Source organism: Photorhabdus africana, assembly GCF_035181445.1.
Classification (GTDB): domain Bacteria; phylum Pseudomonadota; class Gammaproteobacteria; order Enterobacterales; family Enterobacteriaceae; genus Photorhabdus; species Photorhabdus laumondii.
This window is the reverse complement of record NZ_JAXBVE010000001.1, coordinates 110,540-133,246: the sequence shown is the minus strand read 5'-3', so window position 1 is coordinate 133,246 and position 22,707 is coordinate 110,540. Positions and strand designations below refer to the sequence as shown.

The following is a 22,707-nucleotide window of genomic DNA, read 5'->3' as shown; positions in this document are numbered from 1 at the left end:
TCACTAAAACTATCTGAAACATACCGCCTTAATGATACGGTTATATTATCCGTCGTCGATGAACTAGAAACACGATAAATATGTACACAGATGATAATTTCATGGTTGTAAATAAGTTACTCAATGGAAGCCAGTTATCAAAGCTGCATACATTTGAGATAGCCGCTCGCCACTGCTCTTTTGTTCTGGCTGCTGACGAATTAGCTATCACTGCCAGTGCGGTCAGCCATCGAATCAGTTCTCTGGAACAAGAGTTAGGATTCAAACTTTTCCAACGTTTTCACAGAAAAATTGAATTAACTTGTGAAGGAAAGCGTTTATTTTGGACAATTAAATCAACGCTGGAACACCTAAATCAGGAAATTCTGGAAATAAAAAATCAGGAGTTATCGGGTAACCTGACTATTTACTCCCGCCCGACCTTTACCCAATGCTGGTTAGTGCCTAAATTAGCTGATTTTAATCAGCTATATCCATCCATTAACCTGAACATCTTAGTCGGTAATGAAAATGTGAATTTCCGCGGTTATGGTATCGATCTTGCGATCTATTTTGATGATATTATATCCAACGAATTATCACATCAATATCTGATGAGTGAGTATATTACCCCGGTCTGTAGCCCGCAGTATGCTGAAAAACATGATCTAATGGGAAATATTGACAATCTACGATACTGCACACTATTGCATGATAAACAAGCATGGAGTTACGACTCTGATACCAAAGAGTGGAATACTTGGGCAGAACACTTTGACATGACACTGGAGCCATCACAAAAGTGTATTGTCTTCGATCGTTCCGATTTAGCTGCCGTTGCTGCAATACACCATGCAGGTGTTGCAATGGGAAGAAAAAATATGATTTGGGAAAAAATTGAAAACAATGAATTAGTCGCCCCCTTTCCCAACACTGAAGTATTATGTAAACAATATTACTATACCTGTACCCTGCCTCAACAACAGAATGAGAAAGTCAATGCCTTTATCCAATGGCTAAAATCAACTATAGACGAATAAAAATATAGCCAACCATTAACGGATATAACAAACCTGCTCTATTTTAAGTGGCGACAGTTAGTCGCCACAGAATTTAACAACGGATTCTACCGTACTTTCAATCCCATTATTTATACCCGTTATTTTTATCACTATTTCTATCCTTAAAAAGTCAGTAATAATGTAATTATTTGAAAATAACATCTAAATTTAATCAAAAAATATATACTCATGGTGTAAGTTATGATATTCATCACAACTGCTAGTAAGCAAATCGTTTAAATGCGTTATAAAGTCGTTTATTTTAGAAGTATATAGAGTGTAATGAAATGCAAAAATTGTTATTAAACTGTGGAGTTATCTTTTCTGTATCTGCGATAACTTTACCTGCTCAAGCAGAACAACATACAGCTTCAATCGGATACGCCTACGTGAAACCACAAGGTGTAAGTGCACTAAATGGTGCAACATTAAGTTACCGATATGAACTTGATGATCAATGGGGGCTATTATCATCATTTACCTTTGCTAAAGGAGATGAAAAAGAGACAAAATATTACACAGGGGAGGACTTGAAGTACTATTCTGTAATGATTGGCCCAACCTATAGAATTAATGACTACATTAGTTTATATGGGCAACTCGGGCTATCCAGAATAAATGATAAATCTACTGCCCACTATAGTGGTGGATATATCGAGAAGGAATCAACAAGCAAAAATACTTTAGGTTGGGGAACGGGTTTTATTATCAACCCAACAACCAACACCTCAATTACTGCCGGTTATGAAGGTAGCCGTTTTAGTATTAAAGACGGAAACGAAAAAGATCATTTATTTACTAACGGTTTTAATATAACTGTCGGCTATCGTTTCTAACTTAATCAATGAGCAATGTATCATCACCAAGGTTGAATATTTTATTCGATTAGTAACCTTGGTGATTTATAAAAATACTCTTGACCCAATTCTGTATATCAAGAATTCAATCTATCGCTTAAGAAGGCTTATTGACAATTAATAGCTTGTCATTAATTCATTCAACTAACCTTAACTGGTGGGTTGTCGGGGGCTCGAACCCCGGGCCAATTGATTAAGAGTCAACTGCTCTGCCGACTGAGCTAACAACCCAATATGGACAATTATTCCCCGATACAAAGCTGTCGTCAATATATTATGGCTATTTTTTTCTCGGCGGAGAATTCATACCCAATTCCAACAGCATTAACAAGTTAAATTGTAACCAATTTGTTTTTAAAGTGAGATCAAGCTGTTATTACTATAGTAATCTGTGTCACAATATTTTTTGCAAACATCATCATATATAAGGCCACTTAAAGAGCCGTAACAATTTACCTAAGAAAATATTGGACACTATTACTATGGCAGAAAATATACACACTTCGCTTTCCACTAAAACCGGGGAAACACAGTTGCAACGCAATCTAAGCAACCGGCATATACAACTTATCGCTATTGGCGGCGCCATTGGCACGGGTCTGTTTATGGGATCAGGGAAAACAATCTCTCTCGCCGGACCATCGATCATATTCGTTTATATGATTATCGGTTTCATGCTGTTCTTCGTGATGCGCGCAATGGGAGAACTACTGCTTTCGAACCTGAATTATAAATCATTCAGTGATTTCTCCGCCGATTTACTCGGTCCTTGGGCAGGTTTTTTCGTCGGCTGGACTTACTGGTTCTGTTGGGTCATTACCGGTATCGCCGATGTAGTCGCAATCACTTCCTATATCAGCTATTGGCAACCAGACTTTCCACAATGGCTTACTTCCCTACTCTGTGTTTCACTACTGCTCTCCCTTAATCTGGCTACAGTGAAATTATTCGGGGAAATGGAATTCTGGTTCGCTATGATAAAAATCGTTGCCATTATCGCTTTAATCGTGACAGGTGCTGTTCTGATTGGTATGCATTTTCAATCTCCAGCCGGTCATACCGCTTCACTGGCAAATATATGGAATGATGGTGGATTCTTTCCCAAAGGGTTAAGCGGATTTTTTGCCGGATTTCAGATAGCTATATTTGCCTTTGTGGGCATTGAATTAGTCGGCACGGCGGCCGCAGAAACTAAAGATCCAATGAAATCGCTTCCCAGAGCCATTAATGCCATCCCGATTCGTATTATCACCTTCTACGTGCTGGCGCTGATAATTATTATGTCAGTCACACCGTGGCGTTCAATCATGGCAGACAAAAGCCCTTTTGTTGAACTGTTTGTTCTGATTGGTTTACCCGCCGCCGCCAGTATCGTGAACTTTGTGGTATTAACCTCTGCCGCCTCTTCAGCCAACAGCGGTGTTTTCTCCACTAGCCGCATGCTATTTGGGTTAGCAAAAGAAGGTGATGCACCACAGCAATTCAGCCGCCTTTCTCGCCGTTCCGTGCCTGCATCGGGGTTAATCTTCACCTGTTTATGTTTATCCTGTGGTGTGGTGCTGATTTATTTAATTCCTGATGTTATGCATGTATTTACCTTAGTAACTACCATTTCAGCTATTCTGTTTATGTTTATTTGGAGCATGATCCTATGCTCATATTTGGTTTACCGGAAACGTCGCCCGGCATTACATAAGGCTTCAACCTATAAAATGCCATTGGGTATTATCATGCCATGGGTCTGTCTGGCATTTTTTGCATTTGTTCTGATATTACTCACTTTACGGGATGATACCCGCCAGGCATTAATCATCACGCCTGTTTGGTTTCTGATCTTAATTATCGGTTTTCAAATTGTAAAAAAACGTAGAACACGTTTGTACAGCTAACTTATTCAAATCTTTAATATCTATATGACCTGTTGGAATAATACTCCACAGGTCTTTTTTATTGCTGCAAGCTGAAAAATTACCACTACACTTAACTCCATCGGTTAAGAAAATCTTCCTTACAAAAGCATTAGGCAATTTTCATAACGTGATCATTTCACCTCATTCCATCAATAATATTTACCCAATGGATTTCAAGATGGATCGCGACGGCAAGGGAGCGAATCCCCGGGAGCATAGATAACGATGTGACCGGGGTGAGTGAGTGCAGCCAACAAAGAAGCAACTTGAAAGATGAAGGGTATTGATGAATTTAAATAACAAGCTGCTATTATTGTAAACTTCGCAGCCACTTTTTAACCTTGTAGGAGAAAGTAATATGACAAAAATTCTTGTGCTTTATTATTCCATGTACGGTCATATTGAAGCGCTGGCATCCGCAGTGGCAGAAGGCGCTAAAAAAGTCGCTGACGTAGAAGTCACGATTAAACGCGTACCAGAAACCATTCCACCAGAAGCATTTACCAAAGCAGGTGGTAAAGTAGATCAATCTGCTCCGGTTGCATCCGTACAAGAGCTGGTTGATTATGATGCCATAATTATCGGCACCCCAACCCGCTTTGGTAATATGGCCGGCCAAATGAGAAACTTTCTAGATCAGACCGGTGGCCTGTGGGCCGAAGGTAAACTGTACGGCAAAGTCGCTAGTGTCTTCACTTCCACAGGCGTTGGTGGTGGTCAGGAGATGACGATTACTTCAACCTGGACAACGCTCGCTCACCACGGCTTTATTATTGTACCAATTGGTTACGGTATTCCTGAAATTGGCGATATTTCTCAGATGCAGGGAGGAACCCCCTACGGCGCCAGTACTATTGCTGACGGTGATGGTTCACGCATCCCCAATGAAAATGAATTGAAGATCGCTCGTTATCAAGGTGAGCATGTAGCAAAGATCGCTAAAAAACTGAAAGATTAACATGATACGAAGGCGAAGAGACTGAGCTAACGCGCCAGGCGCTGGAGGTAAGGCTTACTGATGCGATGCATAAACCCACTTTCCAGATCGGTTGTGCTCACCTTCGTCTTTTTCTGCCGCCCCTTTAAAGAAATCTGGTGCACTATTCTTATCAACACCATGAATAGCAAAAACATTTTTGGCGCTACTGCGCCAGAGGTCATCACCAGTCAGATTGATGTGCTCCCATCCCAGCGGGGACAGGCATTGTAACAGTTCGACATCAATAGCCTGACCGTGTTCACGTAAAAAGGCTGAACCGAAAAATGATGAGCCATTCCAAATGCACGATAAGGTCATAGGGACTTTCATTGAACACGAATACTACATTTAATAGGCAATCTAACTTTTAAATACATAACCATATTATTAAACTTTTTTATTTTAATCTTATTAAAGTCAAATTTCAGTTTGATAAATATTTTCCTTAAAGAAATATAAAAATAAACTAAGCTAAATTTTAAGATGAAAATATTTACATTTGTCATTAAAGTCCATGCAAGAAAACATATTTTAATTGTAATTAAATAAAAAGGTTTTCATAACATTAAATATATAGTTAAATTGAATTTAATAAATCATCAGCACTAATGGATAACAATATGTTATTAAATCAATCTTTAGAAGAAAATAAATTACCTGAATCAGAAGTTCCCGCTGCTACTTTAAATATATTAACCGGCCAAGTGCAAGGAGTAGCCCGTTCAGCGGGAATCTTTACTAAAGAAGACCTCATTAATATCAAATTATACGTTAAAAATGGCTTAGAACTTCCTTTTACTTTGCCGACGGTAAAAGAATATATTCATTACAATGATACTAATATTGAGGGTTTAAAACCTGAAAATATTAAGACTTTATTTGAAGAAATTCATAACCATGCGCTTAGCTGGAGTGAGGTAGAAGATAAAGTCCAACGGCAGAGTATCGATCTGGAAAATGCAGGAAAACAAATTACCCAAAAGGGAGAGTCAATAATCAAAATCATTGAAAAAATGCCGATTACAGACAGTATAGAGACATTAAAAAACACATACAATAATCGCAAACCAACCAATGAGCAATTATTCAAAATAACTTATACCGATGTTGATAAAAAAGTAGCAATCGGATTGAAAAGTATCCTAGAAAGCATGGAGAAAGATGTAAAAGGATATAGGGAGAATAGCCAGCAAGTTAAAGATGCAATAACCGACTTTAAAATCACACTGTTTGGTGGAACTTTATCAGATGGCAAAACAGCTGATGGATTACTGCCACAGGTTGATATCAAGAAAAAACTAATGGATGATAATAATCTTTCTACAACTGTCAAAGAGCTGCAAGATGAGATTAATGAGAAAAAAAGAGATATTGAGCAACTCCAAAAAGACTATGATCAATATGTTGAATCGTCATTGTCTGGCGCGATTAGTGTTATTGGCGTGGTGATTACCGGTAGTATTTTTGGTCCTAAAGCAGAAAATGCGCGTAAACAGAAAAATGAATTGATTGAGAAAGTCAAAGAGTTACAAGAGCAAATTAAAGGTACAAGCGCATTACAAACGGCAATCCAAAATTTATCCTTACACTTCCTTAGTATTCGTTCCTGTATGCAAGATGCAGAAGTTGCCCTAAAACACTTGGATGTCATGTGGAGTACAATGCTAGAGCAAATTAATCTCTCCAAAAAATCGTTTGCTGAAATTGATAATGCATCGATGCTTTTAATGTTTGAGGAAACATTTAAGCAAGCTATTAGCCCCTGGAAAGAAGTTCAAGGTTCTGCTGAAAAATTGGTTAAAATTTTTGATGAAGCATTGGAGGAATATAAAAAACGTTCTAAATAATTTCTTAAATTAATTTATAAAGTAAAAAAGGAATATTAAAAAGTGTCTGAAAGCATCATCTCACAAAAAGAAATCCAGTATCCAAAAGTTAATATCAAATCCTTGGATGAGACTGTAAATAAAATTTGGCTTTTAGCAAAACAACAAACATCCGGTATTACAGCTATTGCAGAGAAAGCCGAGCGAGTCAGCTCCTATAGCCGTGAACTCAGTGAATTGGTAAGTGAATCTTTATCAAAATTACCACCAATATTAAGTCAATTTTTAGCAGGAGATATTTTCCAATCAATCCGTAAAATTGATAAAGCCCTGGAAGCCCATGATTTGAGTGATGAGAAGCGCAGTGACATACTAAAAGCACGCGATCAATTTATTCAGAAATTATCAAAAGATATTCACAATGTGATTGCTAATTTCGATGATAGAATCAACAAACTGACTGGAAAAATTAATGATATTAACGATATAGTGATTGCAGGACATTTTGAAGATGTGTTGGCGAAAACAAAAAAACAAAAGGCAGAATTGCAGAGTGATATTGAACAGAAAACCAAAGAAAGAAAAAAGTTAGATGCCGAACGGGATAAAATTATCGAAAGTCAGGATGTTATTCGCGTAAAAAATATTGCGGATATGTTTAAAGATTATCTCCCAAATACCAATGACATCGATGGCCTGAATTTCGCTCAACCTGAAAAAGAAATTATTAAACAAAGTATTGAGATAGTAAAAAAAGTATTGGGCAAAATTTCTGAAGGATTGAAGTACATCGATTTGGAAAATGCCAGAATGAAGCTCACTGAACAAATTGATCATACCATGCAAGAATCTAAGGCACTGAAAACGACATTAGAGGAAACAGAGCTGAGGTTTTCCGGTTTAAAAGATGTGATGCAAATCGATACAGAACGCACCACTATGCTTAACGAGGTAGGTAAACTAGAAAAAGCATGGCGTTTATTCTCCAGTCAATTACACGAATTATCAGATAAGAATATTAATCAGGACTATCTAACCAATCTGATAAACGGACAATTAAATTTCTTGGATAATTTGGTAATATCAATATAATATGTTGGAATAGAAATAAATATATTGGTAATGTCAACTTCGTTTAAGAATAGCGATATCAGAATCCCGTAAATTCAAGCTCGGTTTTTTAGGTTGGAATGTATAAGCGATTAGGCCTGCGACGACTTTCAATAAAAAACCGAGCTGACTACGGTGCCTTGAATGCTCATCTAAGAAATATTTTTATGAAATAAAATGAGGAGCGTCATGATTTCATTGAGAGAAAGGGAAGCTTCGCGATGACATTTGAGTAATCCGTTTTCAATTAAATGCTAATCACTTAAACCCATTCAGTCACGCAAAAACGACATATCACGATCTTTATCGAATTCAAATATCCAAACGCTTTACTCTTGAGTTGAATATACCTTTTGCTAAAAAAACTATTATTTTTTCAATATAAAGTTATTTGCTCACGCTTATATTCTTATTAATGATATCATTACATTGTCAATATACATATTAAAAGAGTAACCAAGTGGACAATTTGCTTTTTAACAATTCACTTTTTAATATTAACGCAAAAACATCACCATTTAATAAGACCTTAACTTAAATCACATAAATATAATAATTTTCGATCTAATATCCCTCCAAATAAATGATATCGATAATATCCAAATAAGAGGGCAGATCATGAAAGCATTAGTATTAGAAAAAGCAGGTCAGATTTCAATTCAAGACTGGGAAACCCCCGAAATATTGGGTGAAAATGATGTTGAGATAAAAATTCACTCGGTGGGAATTTGCGGCAGTGATGTGCATTATTATCAATATGGTCGTATTGGGCCATTTATTGTCGAAAAGCCGATGATCCTCGGGCACGAAGCATCAGGTGTCATCACCGCCGTAGGTAAAAATGTGACTCACTTAAAAATCGGCGATCGGGTCTGTATGGAACCTGGCATTCCTAATCTGCAATCACCACAATCACGGGCAGGTATTTATAACTTAGATCCAGAAGTCCGTTTCTGGGCGACACCCCCTATTGATGGTTGCTAATGGTTTGATGATGCTACCGTTTTTTAATGGTGAACGTGTTCCACCACTCCCCCGTGCCAAAGCGAGTCTCCATAACCTGAATACTAGCAATATGAATCAACAAAATTTCATTTTGGCTGCGGTTGAAAGTGCCACGTACGAACTACGTTTTGGTATTGAATTATTTCGCAAGCAAGGGATTGAAATTAATGAGATCCGTTTGACCGGCGGCGGCGCTCGCAGCAAAAAATGGCGGCAAATTGTGGCTGATGTCATGAATACGCCTGTTATTTGTGTCACTAACCAAGAAGCTGCCGCATTAGGTGCGGCTATTCAAGCTATGTGGTGTGATTCCTTGACAGAAGAAAAAGATAAACAAGTGCAGCTCGCCCACTTTTGCCAACATTTTGTTCATCTTGATGAAGAAACCCGCACCATTCCAACTCCCGAAACGGCCGCATTATATGATGTGTTTTATCAAGATTATTTATCTCTGCTGACTACTGAATATCCAGAGGTGAAAATATGACAACATATTTTTCATGATGAAAAAACAAACCTCGCTATTTTAAACGAGGTTTGTTGGTTACCTTTATTCCAATTTACCTTATTTAGTCTTGTATTGCGCCTCAGCATCAACAAAACGCTGTTGTGCTGCGCTGCTCGGCGCTTTACCCAACAGACTCACAACCACGATCGCAATCGAAGCCAAGATAAAGCCAGGAATAATTTCATACAACGCAAACCACTGGTATTTCATCCACACCAATACCGTGACGGCCCCTACCAACATCCCCACTAATGCGCCATTACGTGTCATACGTTTCCAGATAACAGAAATCAGTACAACCGGGCCGAATGCAGCACCAAATCCAGCCCATGCATTACTTACCAGAGCCAGTACTTTATTGTCGGGATTGGTTGCTATCACCATCGCGATGACCGCCACCAGCAGCACCATGAAACGCCCCACCCATACCAATTCTTTCTGGCTGGCAGATTTACGGATAAAGGGTTTATAAAGATCTTCCGTCAAAGCACTTGCACACACCAGCAACTGACAGCTTAAGGTACTCATCACCGCGGCCAGAATAGCAGAGAGTAAAATGCCCGCTATCCACGGATTAAACAGAATAACCCCCAATTCCATAAAGATACGCTCACGGTTGGCTATGACCGGGCCAGACAGTTCAGGATGCATTTCAAAATAAGCAATACCGAAGAAACCGACAGCAATAGTGCCTGCCAAACATAACACCATCCAGGTCATACTGATACGACGAGCCTTGCGGATAGTGTGATGGGAATCGGCCGCCATAAAACGCGCCAGAATATGTGGCTGACCAAAATAACCTAATCCCCAACCTAACAACGAGATAATGGCAATAAAGTTCAACCCTTTAAACATATCCATATAAGCCGGGCTTTTTGCTGCTATCAGCGCCAGAGAGGTATCAATGCCACCCACAGAGAAAATAACGATAACTGGGGTCAAGATAAGTGCAAAGATCATTAATGAAGCCTGAACCGTATCAGTCCAACTGACCGCCAAGAAGCCGCCAAGGAAAGTATAAGCAATCGTCGCTGCGGCACCGAGCCACATAGCTTTCTGATAACTGATACCAAACGTACTTTCAAATAACAATCCTCCGGCAACCACGCCAGAAGCACAATAGATAGTAAAGAAGATCAAAATAACCAACGCAGAAATAATACGTAGAATTTTACTACTATCGTCAAAACGACTGGTGAAATAGTCCGGTAATGTTAACGCATTATTATTGATTTCGGTCTGGATACGTAGCCTGCCTGCGACCAATTTCCAGTTCAAGTAAGCGCCTAAAGCAAGGCCAATGGCTATCCAGCTTTCTGAAATCCCCGCGAAATAGACCACGCCAGGTAAGCCCATTAATAACCAGCCACTCATATCCGAAGCACCGGCAGACAAAGCCGTTACCACGCTACCTAATCGCCTTCCTCCCAAGATATAGTCATCAAAATTTTTAGTTGAACGATAAGCCCAAAAACCTATCAACAACATTCCAGTAATGTAGACAATAAAGGTGATTAGCATTGGTGTATTTACTGTCATGCAAGTTCTCCATAGTGTTATCTGTGTTTTGCAAATCCGCAGTTCTCCCGGGTACACAGAGTTTTCCCTGTCAGGTTCAGGAACGTTGCACCTGATTGCACCTAAAAATGGCCCATAATTCTAAATTGAAATAATTATTTTTGTAACCAAATTAGAAAGTTACAGTGAATCCTAGATTAGCATCAGGTAATTTAACAACTAATTAACGCCATTTTTTACAAAAAACGTTGACTGAATCACATTTATTTGATTTAAAAATTATACTTTTTAACCATTTCAGGGTTACATCCCTATGTTAGCCACAAAATGCTAAACCAATATATATGTATCAATCAAATAAAATCACAAGAATAAATATATCCACCTAATTATAATAACTAGATTAATTTCACAAAAATAAAACAAGCGATTCTCATAAGGTTGCACAAAGTTGCAACATGTCAGATATTATCATGCAATTTTAGATAAACCTTACCTATTAAGGAGCAAAGATGGGTAGTACAACAATGGGCGTGAAGCTTGATGAAGCAACGCGTGATCGCATTAAAGCTGCGGCACAACGGATTGACCGCACTCCACATTGGCTAATTAAACAAGCTATTTTTAATTATCTTGAACGTCTTGAAAATGATGAACAGATCGCTGAACTCTCGTCCAATCAAGATGTTAAAGAGGAGAAGATAATCGCAGAAGAAACGGTAACAGATTCTGCTCATCAACCTTTCCTCGACTTCGCTGAGCATATCCTGCCTCAATCAGTAAAACGTTCCGCAATTACTGCGGCCTATCGCCTGCCAGAAACACAAGCCATTCCCATGCTGTTACAACAGGCACAATTGCCGGAAGATCAGGCACAAGCAACTCATAAGCTGGCTTACAGCATTGCAGAAAAATTACGTAACCAGAAAAACAGCATGGGTCGTTCAGGTCTGGTTCAAGGGTTATTGCAAGAATTCTCGCTTTCATCTCAGGAAGGCGTTGCGCTAATGTGTCTTGCGGAAGCTTTGCTCCGTATCCCTGATAAAGCCACTCGCGACGCGCTGATCCGCGACAAAATCAGTAACGGCAATTGGCATTCCCATCTGGGCCAAAGTTCATCCATGTTTGTCAATGCGGCAACCTGGGGGCTGCTGTTTACCGGCAAACTGGTTTCTACCCATAACGAAGCTAAACTCTCCAATTCACTGAATCGCATTATCAGTAAGAGTGGCGAACCATTAGTGCGTAAAGGCGTAGATATGGCAATGCGCCTGATGGGTGAACAGTTTGTGACCGGAGAAACCATCGCTCAAGCGCTGGCAAGTGCACGTAAGCTGGAAGAAAAAGGGTTCCGTTACTCCTACGACATGCTAGGTGAAGCCGCTTTAACTGAGGAAGATGCTCAGAATTATATGGTTTCCTACCAACAAGCGATTCATGCTATCGGGAAAGCATCTAATGGCCGCGGCATTTATGAAGGGCCTGGAATTTCCATTAAGCTTTCTGCCCTGCACCCGCGTTATAGCCGTGCTCAATATGAACGCGTCATGAATGAGCTATATCCACGCCTGCTTTCCCTGACATTACAAGCACGCCAATATGATGTTGGTATCAATATTGATGCCGAAGAAGCAGATCGTCTGGAAATTTCTCTCGATCTGTTGGAAAAACTCTGTTTTGAACCGCAACTGGCTGGCTGGAATGGCATTGGTTTCGTGATCCAAGCTTATCAGAAGCGCTGCCCCTTTGTTATCGATACAGTTATTGACTTAGCACAGCGCAGCCGCCGTCGACTGATGGTGCGACTGGTAAAAGGCGCTTACTGGGATAGCGAAATTAAACGTGCTCAAATCGACGGGCTGGAAGGTTACCCAGTTTACACGCGCAAAGTTTATACTGACGTTTCTTACCTAGCGTGTGCCCGCAAACTATTGTCAGTACCTAATCTGATTTATCCTCAGTTCGCTACCCATAACGCTCATACTTTAGCTGCTGTTTATCATATGGCGGGCCAAAACTATTATCCTGGTCAATATGAATTTCAGTGTTTGCATGGCATGGGAGAACCATTGTATGAACAAGTGGTCGGGAAAATTGCTGATGGTAAGTTAAACCGCCCATGCCGTATTTATGCACCAGTAGGCACTCACGAAACACTGTTGGCTTATCTGGTCCGTCGTCTGTTGGAGAACGGCGCTAACACCTCTTTTGTCAACCGTATCGCCGATACCACATTACCACTGGATGAACTGGTTGCCGATCCAGTGACAAAAGTCCAGAAGCTGGCCGAAACCGACGGCCAAATCGGTCTTCCACATCCTAAAATCCCTCTGCCTCACAATTTGTATGGCAAAGATCGCGCAAACTCAGCCGGTTTGGATCTTGCCAACGAACATCGTCTGGCTTCTCTTTCCTGTGCACTATTAAGTTCTGCTACCGAAGGGCAGCATAGCGAGCCACTACTGGGCGGCAATTATCACCATCAAGGTGAGTTACCGGCCGCCAAACCGGTTATTAACCCGGCGGCCCCTTCGGATATTGTCGGCTATGTTCGTGAAACAACTGAACAGGAAGTCAGTCATGCGCTGGATGTCGCAACAGAAGCTGGCGCAATCTGGTTTGCAACGCCACCATCAGAACGGGCTGCTATTCTGGTTCGTGCGGCGGAATTGATGGAAAACCAGATGCAACCGCTATTAGGTATTTTGGTTCGGGAAGCCGGCAAAACCTTTAATAATGCGATTGCTGAAGTACGTGAAGCGGTCGATTTCCTCCATTATTACGCGGGACAGGTTCGCCATGATTTCGCTAATGATACTCATCGCCCACTGGGGCCGGTTGTCTGTATCAGCCCGTGGAATTTCCCATTAGCCATTTTTACCGGGCAGATAGCGGCTGCATTGGCTGCCGGTAACAGCGTATTAGCAAAACCTGCGGAACAGACCCCATTAATTGCGGCAACAGCGGTCAAAATATTGCATCAAGCAGGGATTCCCCACGACGCATTGCAATTATTACCCGGTCAAGGTGAAACCATCGGTGCTCTTCTGGTGGGTGATGAGAGAGTGCAAGGCGTGATGTTTACTGGCTCCACTCAAGTGGCCGGCCTATTACAACGTAATATTGCCGGACGACTTGATGCACAAGGGCGTCCAACCCCTCTGGTTGCCGAAACTGGTGGCCTAAATGCCATGATTGTCGACTCTTCCGCGCTAACAGAACAAGTTGTTATGGATGTGGTCGCCTCTGCTTTTGACAGTGCGGGTCAACGTTGTTCTGCCTTGCGTATCCTTTGCATTCAAGATGATGTGGCAGAACGCACCATGACTATGTTGAAAGGCGCCATGTCTGAATGCCGGATGGGTAATCCTGAACGTCTTTCTACCGATATCGGCCCGGTCATTGATGCGGAAGCCAAAGCCGGTATTGATCGCCATATTCAAGCAATGCGTACCAAAGGGCGCACGATTTATCAGGCAGCACAAGATAATGTGCTCGACAATCAAGAGTGGGATCAAGGCACTTTCGTTAAACCGACACTGATTGAATTGGAAAGCTTTGATGAATTAAAACAGGAGATTTTCGGCCCGGTTCTGCATGTTGTTCGTTTTCAACGTAATGAACTGGATAAATTACTGGATCAGATTAATAACTCCAACTATGGTTTGACCCTTGGCGTCCATACCCGTATTGATGAAACGATTGCACAAGTTACCGCTAAAGCGAAAGTCGGCAATCTGTATGTTAACCGCAACATGGTAGGCGCTGTTGTTGGCGTACAACCATTCGGTGGTGAAGGCTTGTCCGGTACCGGACCAAAAGCCGGCGGCCCACTCTATTTGTATCGTCTGCTCTCTTGCCGCCCTCAAAACGCAATCAACCAAACGTTGGAACGTCAGGATGCTGAATATCCATTGGATGCCAATGCCCGTTCAGCACTGATGGCGCCCTTTGATGCACTGACAGAATGGGCAGACAATCAGCACAATGAAGAGCTAAATCAGTTAATTCAACAATATAAATTGCTGGCACAAGGTGGTACCACTCGCCTGCTACCGGGGCCGACAGGCGAACGCAATACTTACACCTTGTTACCTCGTGGTCAGGTGCTGTGTCTGGCGGATAATCAACAAGATACATTGATCCAACTGGCAGCAACACTGTCTGTAGGCTGCCAGTTGCTATGGCAAAATGATGGATTACATCAGCAACTGTTTCGTCAATTGCCAGATAGCGTCCGTAAATCAATCCATTTGGTTCAGGACTGGCAGAGTGAAGACACGGAATTCGAAGCGGTTATTTACCACGGCGACTCTGATCAACTGCGTCAAGTTTGCGAACAAGTCGCTCAACGTAAAGGCATTATCATTTCCGTACAAGGTTTTGCCCGTGGAGAAACTAATCTGCTGTTAGAACGTCTGCTACATGAACGCTCACTGAGCATTAACACCGCGGCAGCGGGGGGTAATGCCAGCCTGATGACTATCGGTTAATTTCGGCTGTAGCTAAGGGGAACACATCAAATGTGTTCCCCCAAAATTAATCATCTCTTTGCTGTTTATATTTCCAGCTTAGTGACCGCCCTGCTGCCAGCTCAAATACTGTTCATACTTGCGCAAAGCAATGTTGTAGTTACTGAATGCCGACTGTGACAGCTTTTCACTCAGTTTTTCCTGAATTTTCTCTGTTGTGAACTCTTTTACAGGGTAATTGCTTGAAGTGAGCAATTCATCCAAACGTCGTAAACGAACCACATACTCACGAACAGTACTATGACTCATTTCAGTCTGTTCAAACAGGTACTGTTTGAAAGACATGATGTCAAAATAATCTGTCTCGCTATTGCAATAAATCTCACTGCAAAAACGACATAACGCGACAAATTTATCTTGCAGCTCATCCCAGGTCTTGTCATCAATCAACTCCGTCATCTCGGAGATGGACTCTTTGTTGATCACTTGGCCATTAAAAACCAAAGAGATACGGTCAAGAGCCTTGTGACAATGCAAGCAATGAGTTTGACTATGTTTGTAGTCTTTAATGTAACGGCTGAGCGGCCGTTTCTTTTGTGTTGTAACAGACATAAGAGATAAGCCCTGTGTGTAGTCTTAAACAAAAAACAAATAAGCAAAAAAGTTACTTTTCCGGATTTAAGCGTGCCCGCAAGCGTTTAATCGCCTGGCTGTGTAGCTGACTTATACGGGACTCCCCGACTTCAAGTACTGCGCCAATCTCTTTCAGATTAAGTTCTTCCTGATAATACAGCGTCAGAACCATTTTTTCTCGTTCAGGTAACGAATCGATAGCTTCAATTACCCGTTGACGAACGTCACTTTCCAGCAATTGTTGTAAGGGATTTGTTTCATGCCCCTCTCCAATGACAGGTTCACAGCTTTCACCATGCATTTCATGCCATTCGTCATACGAAAACAACTGACTGTTATTCGTATCTAACAGTATCTGCCGATATTCTACCAGATCAATCTTTAATTCTTTAGCAACTTCCTGCTCACTGGCTGGACGGCCTAAGTCTTGCTCAAGTTTACGGATGATGTGCGTCACTTCGCGCGCATTACGGCGCACGCTACGCGGAGCCCAATCACGGCTCCTTAACTCATCCAACATTGCACCTCTGATGCGTTGTACCGCATAAGTGGTAAACGCGGTTCCCTGTAAGGAATCAAAACGTTCCACCGCATTTAGTAAGCCGATTCCCCCGGCCTGAAGTAGATCATCCAGCTCCACACACGCGGGTAACCTAACTTGTAGCCTTAACGCTTCATGGCGAACTAATGGTACGTAGCGCTTCCAGAGGCTGTTTTTGTCCATCACGCCTTCGGCGGTATACAAATCGCTCACAACAACAGACACCTTTGGAAAAAGAGACTAACCATCATTATCCAATCCCCTAACAAGGGCAATCGTTTGAACAATGTAGTAAAAACACTTCTTTTTCACCTATGCGAAATTTATTGTCTGCCTAATAGTATCACAAATTTTAGGCTGTTCCTGATAAACTCCTAAAAAAGAAGGACCGGCGAGCCGATCCTTGATTTGTTTGGATTTTTATGTGAATCAGGTTCACATATTGTCCTAGCTGAGCGATTAACGCAGCAGAGACATTACATTCTGAGGCACTTGGTTAGCCTGAGCCAGAACCGCAGTACCCGCTTGTTGCAGAATTTGACCACGGCTCATGTTAGACACTTCGGTTGCGTAGTCAGCATCTTCGATACGGCTACGAGCTGCGCTCAAGTTGTTAACGGTGTTGTTCAGGTTGTTAACGGTAGATTCCAGACGGTTTTGGATAGCACCCAAAGAACTGCGCAGGCTGTCAACTTGTGCCAGAGCGCTGTCCAAAGTTTCTAGAGGCTTTTCTGATGCTTTAGCAGTGATGTCTTTACCTGCTGTTAATTTACCATCTTTAGCAATAGTGGCCTCGAAATATTTTACTTTGCCATCTGTATCGTCAGTACCTTTGACAACATATTTACCAGGATCAACTTCACCTTTTTCATTAACAGCCTCATAGAATTCTATATTTTTCAAGTCTTTAACTTTAGCGTCGGCAGTGTGATCGATATCTTTCTTCCCACCTGCACCATCGTCAACCTGTTTAACTACTTCGCCGTGCGGAACTTCCGTAGAAACAGTGAATGTTCCCAGTCCCAGAGCTTCTTTGTCGATTTTTTTCAGATCGATGTCGATAACTTCGTTATCATTAGCACCAACTTGAATGGTCATTTTGCTATCTTCACGCAAAACACGAACACCGTTGAACTGAGTTTGTTCAGAAATACGATCAATTTCCTTTAAACGCTGAGTCACTTCTTCCTGGATAGATTTGATATCACTTTCAGAGTTGCTGCCGTTTTGTGACTGAACAGTCAGTTCACGAATACGTTGTAAGTTGGTGTTAATTTCGTTCAGCGCACCTTCGGTAGTCTGTGCAATAGAGATACCGTCATTAGCGTTACGTGCTGCCTGAGTCAAACCTCTAACATTTGCAGTGAAACGGTTAGCGATCGCTTGACCAGCCGCGTCATCCTTCGCGCTATTGATACGCAGACCAGAAGACAGACGCTCGATAGCGTTACCCAAAGCACCCTGGGATCTATTCAAGTTATTCTGAGTCAGCAGGGACAGGCTGTTGGTGTTGATGACTTGTGCCATAATTAGAGTTCCTTTTTAAAATCAAGTCGATATATAAGTTTGGGTTTTACCCACGGTGTTCATCACCGCCAACAGTTTTATCGGCGTTCCTCAAAGAACCTTTAATTTTTCTTGAAAAAACTTTTTCTTTTTTATCACGCTGCTCTGATAAGCCAAACAGCGTCGGTTCTTCACGACTATTCCTACCATAGAAAAATTATTTTTATTAGTAAACTTTTCCAAAAACTTACCGATAACCGGTTCAATAAAGCTTTACTAATAAAGGAGTCAATAAATGGCTAGCATTTCTTCATTAGGCGCCGGGTCGGGGATGGATCTGGGCTCTATATTGGATAAACTTCAGGCAGCAGAACAAAAACGTTTAGTACCGCTGACACAGCAACAAACCAGTTATAAAGGTAAGCTAACCGCTTTTGGTACATTAAAAGGCAGTTTAGAAAAACTGGAAACCGCATCTGAATCACTGAAAAAATTCGATAAACTTAACACAACCACTGCCAGCGAAAAACATGATGCATTCGTTGCCAGTACTGATTCTAAAGCCAGCCCGGGTAACTACAGTATTGAAGTTAAGCAATTGGCACAGGCACAATCATTACAGACAAAAAAAGTCAGTAATATCAAAGAGTATCTGGGTGAATCTTTGGGTGAAGGTAAAACCCGGACAATTACCATTACTCAGCCTGGCGAAAAAAAGCCGATGAAAATCGAGCTGACAGACGGACAAACATCGATTATTGAGATCCGTGATGCCATTAATAAACAGGAAGGTAATGTCAACGCCAGTATTATCAAGGCCAAAGATGGCGAAAACTATTTAGTGCTGACGGCTAAAAAAGCGGGCACTGAATCGGTGATGACCATCAAAGTTGAAGGTGATAACAAACTTAGCGAGTTGCTAAACTATCCAGGTACAACGAGTAAACTCACTCAAACCGTCGAAGCTAAGAATGCACTCTTAACCGTTAATAAAATCCCAATTGAGCGTCAGACAAACCATATTACCGATGCACCCGAAGGCGTTAAGCTGGATCTGAAAAAAACGACCGAGGATAAAGATAAACCAGGGGACCATAAGCCAGAAATTTTGGTCATATCCCGTGATATTGAGCCGATGAAAGAGGCGATTAAAAATTGGGTTGATGCTTATAATGAATTACAAACGACATTTGATTCACTGACCAAATTTAAGCCAGTAAAACAGGGTGAAGAACCGTCGAAAGATAATGGTGCTTTATTAGGTGACAGCACATTACGCGGAATACAAAACCAGCTAAGAAGCCAGATTTTCAGCTCTCAAGCGGCTAATGATATTCCAACCCTGAATAAACTGGGCATTAAACAAAAGCCTGACGGTAAGCTGGAAATTGATAACGAAAAACTGGAAAAAAATCTAAAAGAAAAGCCAGCTAATGTGAAAGCGTTCTTTATGGGTGATGGTAAAGAAACGGGTTTTGCCACTCAGACACATAAGCTATTAAAAGATGCTCTAGATAGCCATGAAGGTACCTTAGTTACCGCGACTGATGGTATTAACAAGCGTCTAAAAACCCTTGATCAACAAGTAGACAGGACGAAACAGAATATTAACGAAACAGTTGAACGTTATAAACGCCAATTTTCACAACTGGATAAAATGGTCTCTTCCTTGGGAAACACCGGTAACTTCCTATCACAATTACAGAAAATAAGATAATTAAAGGAAATTATGTATCAACGTTCGGCAAGTCAATTATATGCCCAGATAGATGTGGAGAGCGAAATTATGAACGCCTCCCCCTATCAGTTGATTCAGATTTTGTTCAACGGGGCGCTTAGCGCCCTACGTCGAGCAATTATTCTGATGGAACAAGGTAATATCGCGGAAAAAGGCGCAGCTATTTCCAAAGCGATCAATATCATCGATAATGGCCTCAAACAAGGGTTAGATAATGAAAAAGGTGGAGAGCTGGCACACAATCTCGCTTCCCTTTACGACTATATGATCCAACGTTTACTCTACGCTAATTTACGCAATGATGAGCCAGCCATTACCGAAGTAATAAAGTTACTCACCGAGATTTCAGATGCTTGGCGGCAAATTGGCCCTCATTACAACGCCAGTCAGGATATTGTTTAATGGATAATAAAATGGATCTTTTGTCAGCTTACCAACGGATCCTAAGTTTAAGTGAGCAAATGCTTAATTTAGCTAAAAATGAAAAATGGGATGAACTTGTTGATATGGAAATCACCTACCTCAAAGCAGTAGAAGTGATCAGCCATTCTTCAATATCATCGACGACTTCTCTTTCGTTACAGCAAAAAATGACCAACATTTTGCAAATAATTTTAGATAATGAAAATGAGATTAAAAAACTACTACAGAAAAGACTTGATGAATTAAGTAAACTCATCAAACAAGCAAGCCAACAGCAATTATTAAATGATAGCTACGGCCAATTCCCTGTTGAACCCTATCATAATATTCTTATGAACTCTACGGAACAAAAGTAATTGAGAAATAAAGGTGATGTACTCTCATCACCATTATTTACCCGTTTTGTGAGCTTGGTTTAGGATGTCTTTAAAACCTTGTAGTATTCCGATCTACAAATCAGGATTGCCCTTCATCTTCATATTCCCCCCATCACGACCAATAGGTATTAGTGAGCTGTTATATGTAGCCCTGTAATTTAAGTTGATTGTGAAAAATAAAAAGACCACACAGGAGCGCAGCCTTGAATAACCAAAAAATTCTCACAATTGCGGAAAATGATCATATTTTTAGTAAGTTATAATTAACGCCAGTTGCAATCAAAACGCTTGTTTCTACCTGTCTGTTTCAATATTTCACTTAATTTTTGTGCTTCAGTATTATGTTCATACCAATTATCACAATAATATTTTCCGTCAGAACTATCAGGCGAGCGCATACCCAGATTAGAAGTTATACCATCCACTCTTATATAAAGGGATTTATTTCTGAATAGATCTTGCATTTGTTGATAACTCTCATCATTCCCATGAGAGGCTACTCTCCAAACCAATATAGATCTTTGAGATTCATTATTCTCAACCCAGCAGAATATTTCTATTTTCTCAATAGTTGTCTTATTTTGGATTACATTTAAGACACCAAAAGCAGCTTCCTTCCCTGCCTCTAGATATCTATCATCGCTAAGATATCCCCAATCATCAGTACTACTACCACTGCTTCTATAACGTCCAGTCCCCAAAGTAAGATCAAATACAAACATATTGTCACCTAGTTTAGGTTCAGGCTTTGCCTCTTTTTCTACAAAATTCCAATCACAAGCCATCATATCTTCTTGCGTTGGCTGCCACGGTACAAAATTACCGTGCTCATTACGCAGATCAATATGCGTCAAATAATCATATTTAGTGCCAACGGCGACACCATCAACAGCGTAAGCACTGCCTTCTTCTACTGTTAAATCATTCACACGAGGGGTAATAGCCAAATACATCTTTTTATCGCGCCAAACAGAACGAGCGACAAGCTTACGTAGCTTTAATTGAATCAGGGCCCAAGAAAAAGAACCAACCGGAGCGATAACACCGTGGCATTCATATTGCTTAGGATCAAACTGGCATTCATTTTCAGGCTTAATAACCTCAGACATATTATTTCCTTATATCTATACCCGTCATCTTTCAAGTTGCTTCTTTGTTGGCTGCACTCACTCACCCCGGTCACATAGTTCTCTATGCTCCCGGGGATTCGCTCCCTTGCCGCCGCGATGCATCTTGAAATCTATAGGGTATATAAATAATTAAAAATTAAACCACATGATTTAACTTTCAATCTATTATTAAACATTCAGTAAATTTTGGTGAATTAAATGGAGCCAAAGCAAAAACTCAAGATTAAATTATAACAGGACATGCTGTTCATTTTCCTTATCGCTTTTTGATACTTATCAATAAGTTAAAGTCAATCTCAGAAATTAGAGTTGAAAGTTATTATTCGAAACCGTGACACCTTAAATATTTTATTGACTATGAGTTTTACAACATTTAATTAAATCGCTAACTATAACAAGCATTCAACCAAAACATACGGTAAAGTTGCAAATTCAGTTAACCGCAATAAACACGGTTAAAAAACCAGATGATATGAACGCTCCGAGTTGGAAACTTCATCCGCTAAAAGGAGCTGATTATAACAAAATGGGCAGCGCTGAAATGTGGACAGAAATGTAATCTCAGTATGAGCTATGGATTGCCTTTCAACACAAAAGACCAGAAATAAAACCGATGGAATATCCTGTTTGCAGCGCCGCGGAATTTATCCACGACACTCGCGATCTCTCTTATTAACGATAGACATCAATAGATTAATATACCTACACCTGCATACTCATAATCTCCTGATAAGAAGCCACACATTTATTTCTTACCTGGACGCCCATTTGCAAAGCGATACTGGATTTCTGCATCTCCACCATAACATCATTCAATTCAACACCGGGTACACCCAGGGTAAAATCCTGAGCTCGTTTTGTGGCATTCAAACGTGTTTGATTAATTTTACCCACAGCCGCCATCAGTTGACTGGCAAATCCACTCTGCAACGGTAGTGGTTTTGCGATACTGGCTGCCTGTAATGCCTGAGCTTGCATCAGTTGCAGCACGCTTTCAATTGCCTGAATTGACATAAAAACCTCGTGTTAAACCACCCTATATCCTACGCAATTCAATGCCATATTACCCCAAGGTATATACGGCATATTTTTAGACTGCCACCCTAACATAGCCCTCTCGATCTAAAGCGG

Annotated in this window: 17 protein-coding genes, 1 tRNA gene and 4 pseudogenes; 13 read left to right on the top strand and 9 right to left on the bottom strand. The window is 40.8% G+C overall.

The genetic code is table 11. The features are described 5' to 3' along the window. The first annotated feature begins 80 nt into the window (after positions 1-80). Positions 81-1,019, top strand: a complete 939-nt coding sequence (gene dsdC, locus SLS51_RS00590) for a DNA-binding transcriptional regulator DsdC (protein WP_323834523.1) — start codon at positions 81-83, stop codon at positions 1,017-1,019. Positions 1,020-1,327: 308 nt separating this feature from the next. Continuing rightward, positions 1,328-1,876: an Ail/Lom family outer membrane beta-barrel protein gene (locus tag SLS51_RS00585; protein WP_323834521.1), complete on the top strand. Its 549-nt coding sequence runs from the start codon at positions 1,328-1,330 to the stop codon at positions 1,874-1,876. Between the two features lie 176 nt (positions 1,877-2,052). Here SLS51_RS00585 and SLS51_RS00580 read toward each other — a convergent pair. Further along, a tRNA-Lys gene (locus SLS51_RS00580) sits at positions 2,053-2,128 on the bottom strand. A 251-nt stretch (positions 2,129-2,379) separates the two neighbouring features. Between SLS51_RS00580 and cycA the strand changes: the two genes are divergently transcribed. Together cycA and wrbA are read left to right on the top strand one after the other, a co-directional pair. Further along, entirely contained in the window at positions 2,380-3,786 is a 1,407-nt protein-coding gene (gene cycA / locus SLS51_RS00575) for a D-serine/D-alanine/glycine transporter (protein WP_323834518.1), read from the top strand. A gap of 379 nt (positions 3,787-4,165) precedes the next feature. Next, on the top strand, positions 4,166-4,765 hold the full coding sequence (gene wrbA, locus SLS51_RS00570; RefSeq protein WP_011146225.1) for an NAD(P)H:quinone oxidoreductase: 600 nt from the start codon (positions 4,166-4,168) through the stop codon (positions 4,763-4,765). Positions 4,766-4,942: 177 nt separating this feature from the next. Here the strand turns inward: wrbA and SLS51_RS00565 are convergent. Then, positions 4,943-5,053 (bottom strand): annotated as a pseudogene (locus SLS51_RS00565) (Tn3 family transposase); the annotation flags it as partial. Here SLS51_RS00565 and SLS51_RS24575 point away from each other — a divergent pair. From SLS51_RS24575 to SLS51_RS00555, 3 genes and pseudogenes are all read left to right on the top strand, one after another. Then, positions 5,041-5,138, top strand: a pseudogene (locus SLS51_RS24575) (IS1 family transposase); the annotation flags it as partial. The pseudogenes SLS51_RS00565 and SLS51_RS24575 sit on opposite strands and share 13 nt — an antisense overlap. 268 nt (positions 5,139-5,406) lie before the next feature. Further along, complete coding sequence (locus SLS51_RS00560; RefSeq protein ID WP_323834515.1) at positions 5,407-6,633, top strand: alpha-xenorhabdolysin family binary toxin subunit A; 1,227 nt, start codon at positions 5,407-5,409, stop codon at positions 6,631-6,633. A 42-nt stretch (positions 6,634-6,675) separates the two neighbouring features. Next, complete coding sequence (locus SLS51_RS00555; protein ID WP_323834513.1) at positions 6,676-7,704, top strand: alpha-xenorhabdolysin family binary toxin subunit B; 1,029 nt, start codon at positions 6,676-6,678, stop codon at positions 7,702-7,704. A 33-nt stretch (positions 7,705-7,737) separates the two neighbouring features. Here the strand turns inward: SLS51_RS00555 and SLS51_RS00550 are convergent. After that, positions 7,738-7,872 (bottom strand): annotated as a pseudogene (locus SLS51_RS00550) (IS982 family transposase); the annotation flags it as partial. A 468-nt stretch (positions 7,873-8,340) separates the two neighbouring features. On the opposite strand from SLS51_RS00550, the pseudogene SLS51_RS00545 reads away from it, so the two are divergent. After that, a pseudogene (locus SLS51_RS00545) lies at positions 8,341-8,703 on the top strand (alcohol dehydrogenase catalytic domain-containing protein); the annotation flags it as partial. Then, a complete protein-coding gene (locus SLS51_RS00540) occupies positions 8,696-9,214 on the top strand; it encodes an FGGY-family carbohydrate kinase (protein ID WP_439126830.1) in 519 nt (172 codons plus the stop codon). The pseudogene SLS51_RS00545 and the gene SLS51_RS00540, both read left to right, overlap by 8 nt. 78 nt (positions 9,215-9,292) lie before the next feature. Here SLS51_RS00540 and putP read toward each other — a convergent pair whose 3' ends face one another. Then, entirely contained in the window at positions 9,293-10,777 is a 1,485-nt protein-coding gene (gene putP, locus SLS51_RS00535; protein ID WP_323834511.1) for a sodium/proline symporter PutP, read from the bottom strand. A gap of 491 nt (positions 10,778-11,268) precedes the next feature. Here putP and putA point away from each other — a divergent pair, with 491 nt between their 5' ends. Next, the gene (putA, locus tag SLS51_RS00530; RefSeq protein ID WP_323834509.1) at positions 11,269-15,249 is read left to right on the top strand and encodes a trifunctional transcriptional regulator/proline dehydrogenase/L-glutamate gamma-semialdehyde dehydrogenase; all 3,981 of its coding nucleotides are present in this window, start codon (positions 11,269-11,271) and stop codon (positions 15,247-15,249) included. A gap of 78 nt (positions 15,250-15,327) precedes the next feature. Here the strand turns inward: putA and fliZ are convergent, their stop codons facing one another. From fliZ to SLS51_RS00515, 3 genes are all read right to left on the bottom strand, one after another. Further along, positions 15,328-15,840, bottom strand: coding sequence for a flagella biosynthesis regulatory protein FliZ (gene fliZ, locus SLS51_RS00525; protein WP_011146218.1), 513 nt, complete (start codon positions 15,838-15,840; stop codon positions 15,328-15,330). A 52-nt stretch (positions 15,841-15,892) separates the two neighbouring features. Further along, complete coding sequence (locus SLS51_RS00520) at positions 15,893-16,615, bottom strand: RNA polymerase sigma factor FliA (RefSeq protein WP_323834502.1); 723 nt, start codon at positions 16,613-16,615, stop codon at positions 15,893-15,895. 246 nt (positions 16,616-16,861) lie between these two features. Beyond that, positions 16,862-17,929: a FliC/FljB family flagellin gene (locus tag SLS51_RS00515; RefSeq protein ID WP_323834500.1), complete on the bottom strand. Its 1,068-nt coding sequence runs from the start codon at positions 17,927-17,929 to the stop codon at positions 16,862-16,864. A 274-nt stretch (positions 17,930-18,203) separates the two neighbouring features. On the opposite strand from SLS51_RS00515, the gene fliD reads away from it, so the two are divergent. Genes fliD through fliT form a run of 3 tightly spaced genes read left to right on the top strand, consistent with a single transcriptional unit; the run spans position 18,204 to position 20,425 of the window. Further along, positions 18,204-19,625: a flagellar filament capping protein FliD gene (gene fliD, locus SLS51_RS00510; RefSeq protein WP_323834497.1), complete on the top strand. Its 1,422-nt coding sequence runs from the start codon at positions 18,204-18,206 to the stop codon at positions 19,623-19,625. 12 nt (positions 19,626-19,637) lie between these two features. Continuing rightward, on the top strand, positions 19,638-20,048 hold the full coding sequence (gene fliS / locus SLS51_RS00505; RefSeq protein WP_323834495.1) for a flagellar export chaperone FliS: 411 nt from the start codon (positions 19,638-19,640) through the stop codon (positions 20,046-20,048). Beyond that, the gene (gene fliT, locus SLS51_RS00500) at positions 20,048-20,425 is read left to right on the top strand and encodes a flagella biosynthesis regulatory protein FliT (protein WP_323834493.1); all 378 of its coding nucleotides are present in this window, start codon (positions 20,048-20,050) and stop codon (positions 20,423-20,425) included. Before fliS ends, fliT begins: the two co-directional genes overlap by 1 nt. A gap of 284 nt (positions 20,426-20,709) precedes the next feature. Here the strand turns inward: fliT and SLS51_RS00495 are convergent, their stop codons facing one another. Both SLS51_RS00495 and fliE read right to left on the bottom strand, forming a co-directional pair. Next, entirely contained in the window at positions 20,710-21,555 is an 846-nt protein-coding gene (locus tag SLS51_RS00495) for a DUF2829 domain-containing protein (RefSeq protein WP_323834491.1), read from the bottom strand. 723 nt (positions 21,556-22,278) lie between these two features. Beyond that, positions 22,279-22,590, bottom strand: coding sequence for a flagellar hook-basal body complex protein FliE (gene fliE, locus SLS51_RS00485; protein ID WP_323834489.1), 312 nt, complete (start codon positions 22,588-22,590; stop codon positions 22,279-22,281). Between the last annotated feature and the right edge of the window lie 117 nt (positions 22,591-22,707).

Bases quoted from the DNA above. Each gene is read 5' to 3' on its own strand.
- dsdC (WP_323834523.1), top strand. From the start codon at position 81: ATGTACACAGATGATAATTTCATGGTTGTAAATAAGTTACTCAATGGA.
- SLS51_RS00585 (WP_323834521.1), top strand. From the start codon at position 1,328: ATGCAAAAATTGTTATTAAACTGTGGAGTTATCTTTTCTGTATCTGCG.
- cycA (WP_323834518.1), top strand. From the start codon at position 2,380: ATGGCAGAAAATATACACACTTCGCTTTCCACTAAAACCGGGGAAACA.
- wrbA (WP_011146225.1), top strand. From the start codon at position 4,166: ATGACAAAAATTCTTGTGCTTTATTATTCCATGTACGGTCATATTGAA.
- SLS51_RS00560 (WP_323834515.1), top strand. From the start codon at position 5,407: ATGTTATTAAATCAATCTTTAGAAGAAAATAAATTACCTGAATCAGAA.
- SLS51_RS00540 (WP_439126830.1), top strand. From the start codon at position 8,696: ATGGTTGCTAATGGTTTGATGATGCTACCGTTTTTTAATGGTGAACGT.
- putP (WP_323834511.1), bottom strand. From the start codon at position 10,777: ATGACAGTAAATACACCAATGCTAATCACCTTTATTGTCTACATTACT.
- putA (WP_323834509.1), top strand. From the start codon at position 11,269: ATGGGTAGTACAACAATGGGCGTGAAGCTTGATGAAGCAACGCGTGAT.
- fliZ (WP_011146218.1), bottom strand. From the start codon at position 15,840: ATGTCTGTTACAACACAAAAGAAACGGCCGCTCAGCCGTTACATTAAA.
- SLS51_RS00515 (WP_323834500.1), bottom strand. From the start codon at position 17,929: ATGGCACAAGTCATCAACACCAACAGCCTGTCCCTGCTGACTCAGAAT.
- fliD (WP_323834497.1), top strand. From the start codon at position 18,204: ATGGCTAGCATTTCTTCATTAGGCGCCGGGTCGGGGATGGATCTGGGC.
- fliS (WP_323834495.1), top strand. From the start codon at position 19,638: ATGTATCAACGTTCGGCAAGTCAATTATATGCCCAGATAGATGTGGAG.
- fliT (WP_323834493.1), top strand. From the start codon at position 20,048: ATGGATAATAAAATGGATCTTTTGTCAGCTTACCAACGGATCCTAAGT.
- SLS51_RS00495 (WP_323834491.1), bottom strand. From the start codon at position 21,555: ATGTCTGAGGTTATTAAGCCTGAAAATGAATGCCAGTTTGATCCTAAG.
- fliE (WP_323834489.1), bottom strand. From the start codon at position 22,590: ATGTCAATTCAGGCAATTGAAAGCGTGCTGCAACTGATGCAAGCTCAG.